The following is a 3,358-nucleotide window of genomic DNA, read 5'->3' on the forward strand; positions in this document are numbered from 1 at the left end:
CCACACCCCGACCCGCTTCCATGCGCCTTCTATGGCTTGGTAGAGTTGTCCGCCGACCGGCCGGCCCGGGACATGACGAAGATCTTGGAGGGGATCATCGAGCAGATCACCAGCGTCCCGGGCGGTACGGTGACGCTGCGCCTGGAGATCGACGGCGATGCACCGGACGGGTTCGATCGGAACAAGCAGCGGACGTTGCTAGAAAATGCACAGGTGCTCGGGTTTAAGGAGAAACGGTTGTCTTGATGTCTAGGATTTCTGGAATTTCCCATCTAGCGAGTAGCGTCTTCGCGGCGTTGGTGCTTCTGTCCGGTCCCGCCGCGGCTGACCGAACCATAGAGGGTCGGGTCACGGTCGTGCGCGATGTGGACACGGTCGTCGTTTCAGGAACCCCGGTCCGGCTCAACGGAGTGGACGGGCCGGAGACCTCCACCCGGCTCGGCCGTGAGGCTCGAACCTTCATGACGCGCCTTGTCCGGGGCGAAACGGTGACCTGTCAGCTGAACGGTGCGCGGACCTATGACCGCTGGGTCGGTGTTTGCTATCTGGATGGGCAGGATATCGGCGCAATCGCCATTGCGAACGGACAGGCACTAGACTGCCGACGGTACTCCGGCGGCCGGTACAGCGATCTGGAGACCCCAGCGGCACGATCCCGGATCCGTCGCGCTGGGTATTGCTGAATATGAGGGGGCCGGTAGGATCTAGGACCGGCGTGCCCAAGCGGCCTCGCACAACCGCGAGGGCTGGAAGTGCAAGCATCGCGTCGCAACTTACTGCAAGGAGATAGAGGTAACAGCCTGACGCCATGCACCAATCGGCCAGACTGCCCGAGGCGTGGAATGGCTGCCCACGATGCCGCGAAACGGCGCCAGTCTCACGGATACCGGCGCGTTCAGTCTCATGAATACCGCTCCGGAATCTCATGAACCCCGGTTCGGTTTTCAGGGACGTACTCGAGTCTCATGAATTCCGGTCATCCGACATGCACCTGAAGCGACAAGCCCCACATTTGCCGCCTCTCCCCCATGACCGATAATGCAACCTTACTGGACATGCCAAGAAGCCGGAGGGCGGGGCGGTTTGTGCATTACATGGTGGCCAGAAGCGCCGCGCCGAGAGCGTGATTCCGACACACACGTGGTGGGGTTTCAGGTCTTGCATCAAGCCGCCTAGGGTTGGCTGACGGAGCGCGTAGTGCATGTCGGCAGCGTGACCCACTCGCGTATGAATGCTTTTCAAGCCAGTTCACTCCCGGCCGGGGGATGAGCCAGCAAGCCGGGAGCTGACCGACAGGTTGGGGCGAGTCGGCTGGCCAGACGATACTTGCGTCGCGTTCATTCTCAAACGGTCTTCGGCGAGTAAAAAATGTCCGCGCCGTTGAAATATTTTCGGTGTCAGCAGCCAGCGGCGCATTAAGTTTGATGCGGAGCGCCGCGTGTGTCCGGGACGCGATCGCTCCCCTCGGGGTGGCGTTCAGCTGGAGCTTTGACGGGACCGGCGCGATCCATGTGCGCGTCATCTATTGACGGACACGGGCTGGAAGGTGCTGCCCGACCGGGGCCTCGACGTGTTCCAGCGGGCGGACCTGAACAACGGCTTCAGCCCGGCGAGCCGGCACCAGCGATTCCGGCAGGTGAAGGCGTTCGAGGTGACCTATCTGCGGGAGAGTGGGGAGGCGCGGAGCGATTGATCGGACCGGTAGATCACCTTCGGATCGACCAGCCGCCCGGTCGCAGGATTTCTTCGGGGGCCTTTCTGCGCGTCTGCCTCACGCAGGGCGGTCAAAGCTGCGCTCGCTCTTTCGCGTCGGAACTGTGGGGCGAACACCTCATATGCCTCCTTCGCGGTTTCAGGGCTTCGGTGACCAAGCATATCCATAACATCCTGAATGGACCCACCGTTTCGGACCAAATAGTCCGTCATGGCTTTGCGGGCGGCGTGCGGCCCATGTCCGGTGCGCTCCTTAACCAAGGTCGAGAGGTGTCCATTCTGGTAACCGGTGACCAAGCCGGCTGTCGCGAACAGAGGGCCCTTATAGGCTGCCCGCTGCGCATAGAGACGGTGAAGATTATCCGGCGACGGGTCAGCGCCGAGCAGGATGAGATCGTTCAGGAACTCACATAGAATTTTTGGAAAATACGGAATGGAACGATCTTCTGAGGTCTTGCGCGACAGAAAATCCGAGTGCCAGCCGAACGGATCAAGAAAGATGTTCTCACCGAGCCGGAACGCTCCGAAGTCACTGAGGCGTTCCGGATCATACGACAAAAACGAAAGCATGCCGGCAACCGTGAAGAGCTTATGTTGGGTTTGTCGGTTGATACCGACCTGCATCGCTTCCTGATAGGCAAACAGAGCCTGCTCCGCGTAAACTAGTGGCGTGACGGGGTTCGCCCGGAACGCCTTTTTACGAACTGATTCCTGTTGTTCCGCGAGATAAGAGAAATGTTGGCACTCTGCGTCCAGCTGTCTGATCAGAATGGGGTCTAGACACAGAGCCTTTGCGATGGTCCGGGTGTGCCCCATATGGTTCAGGGCATTCTTCGGAGCCAGGGAGGCTGCCTCCCTTCTGAATGCCACGATGCTGTCCCGATCCACCCGCTCCGGAAGATGCGCCCGCCGTGCCGCGCCGAGAATCCGCCGGAGGGTTGCGAAATGGTTTTCTCGGGTCCGACCCTCTTTAAAATTCATCATGAGTTCCCGATAGTCTTCGGGAACTTCATCAACCGGGATACTGAGTTTCGGTATGCTCCCCTTACAACAAAGAGCCGCGGGTTTCCGCCTATGCTTCGCAAGGCCCCGTTTCATAGCGTAAATGACCGGAAGATCGGGGTGGCTTGGGTCAACCCGGCTCAAAGCTCGTGCTAGCCGATCAGCACGACTGTGTACGCCTTCGACAAAAATGTTCAATAATTCTTTCGTAACAACGTGAATGTCTGGGCGCACGCTGAGGTAGTTTTCAAGAACTCGCAGACACTTTCGGCAAAACCCGCGGTTCTCGAGTTTCTCAATATCGTCTTTATATGCGTCCAGGCTTGAGGTCATCTCTGTACCCTCCGGTTTGTCAGGCTTGATGTGCGCGCGGCCAAGATCTTGGCGTTCAAATCAGAGCGTAACGCATCGAGTCTGCGCATGCCGCGTGTAATCCGCAGGGACTTCCGAATGAACGCGTACCTCTTGAGCAGAACGGCAACGGTAATATTCATTACTGCTGCGATTTCTTCGATATTTGCGTCCTCCAGATTTATCAAAATGGATGCAGTAGCGTGGCGCCATTGGTGTGTCTTCATGCGGACACCGAGCCGGGCAGAGTGAAACTGGAGGGTTTCATTGTACCGCTTGTAATCATATCCTG

Annotated in this window: 5 protein-coding genes; 3 read left to right on the forward strand and 2 right to left on the reverse strand. The window is 58.6% G+C overall.

From position 1 onward, the window contains the following. From ACFDS3_RS19820 to ACFDS3_RS19830, 3 genes are all read left to right on the forward strand, one after another. On the forward strand, positions 1 to 246 hold a 246-nt coding region (locus ACFDS3_RS19820; protein WP_375264056.1), incomplete at its 5' end, for a hypothetical protein. Further along, a complete protein-coding gene (locus tag ACFDS3_RS19825) occupies positions 246 to 683 on the forward strand; it encodes a thermonuclease family protein (RefSeq protein WP_375264057.1) in 438 nt (145 codons plus the stop codon). The genes ACFDS3_RS19820 and ACFDS3_RS19825, both read left to right, overlap by 1 nt. 887 nt (positions 684 to 1,570) lie before the next feature. Further along, positions 1,571 to 1,693, forward strand: coding sequence for a hypothetical protein (locus ACFDS3_RS19830; RefSeq protein WP_375264060.1), 123 nt, complete (start codon positions 1,571 to 1,573; stop codon positions 1,691 to 1,693). Here the strand turns inward: ACFDS3_RS19830 and ACFDS3_RS19835 are convergent. Both ACFDS3_RS19835 and ACFDS3_RS19840 read right to left on the reverse strand, forming a co-directional pair. Continuing rightward, entirely contained in the window at positions 1,657 to 3,048 is a 1,392-nt protein-coding gene (locus ACFDS3_RS19835) for a hypothetical protein (RefSeq protein ID WP_375264058.1), read from the reverse strand. The genes ACFDS3_RS19830 and ACFDS3_RS19835 overlap by 37 nt on opposite strands. Next, positions 3,045 to 3,358: hypothetical protein (locus ACFDS3_RS19840; RefSeq protein ID WP_375264059.1), on the reverse strand; the 314-nt coding region annotated here is incomplete at its 5' end. The genes ACFDS3_RS19840 and ACFDS3_RS19835, both read right to left, overlap by 4 nt.

The organism is Palleronia sp. (assembly GCF_042089775.1).
In the GTDB taxonomy this organism is placed as follows: Bacteria; Pseudomonadota; Alphaproteobacteria; order Rhodobacterales; family Rhodobacteraceae; genus Palleronia.

Bases quoted from the DNA above. Each gene is read 5' to 3' on its own strand.
- ACFDS3_RS19825 (WP_375264057.1), top strand. From the start codon at position 246: ATGTCTAGGATTTCTGGAATTTCCCATCTAGCGAGTAGCGTCTTCGCG.
- ACFDS3_RS19835 (WP_375264058.1), bottom strand. From the start codon at position 3,048: ATGACCTCAAGCCTGGACGCATATAAAGACGATATTGAGAAACTCGAG.